Origin of the sequence: Mangrovimonas sp. ST2L15, from assembly GCF_001280515.1 — a bacterium.
Lineage (GTDB): Bacteria > Bacteroidota > Bacteroidia > Flavobacteriales > Flavobacteriaceae > Mangrovimonas > Mangrovimonas futianensis.
Genome location: NZ_LBIQ01000039.1, coordinates 1 through 576 on the forward strand (window position 1 = coordinate 1; position 576 = coordinate 576).

A 576-nucleotide genomic window follows, 5' to 3' on the forward strand; every position below is an offset into this window, starting at 1 on the left:
CGGTAAAGGTTCCTGCTGCCATTCCGGTAACCGTTATCGGGTTGGTGGACGTGTTGGCTGCCACTGCACCGGTCACAGAGACACCGTTGGTATCGAATACCTCATAGGTATAGCTTCCCGAGTATCCGCTTACATTGATGTCAAATGCACCTGAACTATCCCCGTAACAGGTCACGGCAGTAGGTACGGTCGTAAATGACGGAGGCGTAGCGGCCGGTAATGAGATGCTCACTTCCTCAGAACATCCTGTATCGGTATCGGTAATGGTGATGGTATACATTCCTGCCGGAACTCCAGAAAACACATTTCCAGATAAACTGACCGAAGCAGGGTTGGGATTCATGGTATAGGTATAGTTGCCAGAACCTCCAGTACCGGTTACGGTAATCACACCGTCATCGTCGTTACATGATGGTAGGGCAGTAGCCTCAGGAGTGATACCTAGAGGAGCTTCGATGGTCACGGACACTAAGTTTCCACAGCCGTTGGCATCCTGTACCTCCACGGTATGGGTTCCAGAGTATAGGTTGGAAATGGTAAACGGCGTACTTTGTGTCTGGAAGGCCCCACCGTTGA

General features: G+C 51.0%; 1 protein-coding gene. It reads right to left on the bottom strand.

Annotation, left to right across the window (positions count from 1 at the left end):
* Positions 1–576, bottom strand: a 576-nt coding sequence (locus ZA07_RS14980) for a hypothetical protein (RefSeq protein WP_157492170.1), incomplete at both ends; no start/stop codon positions are given.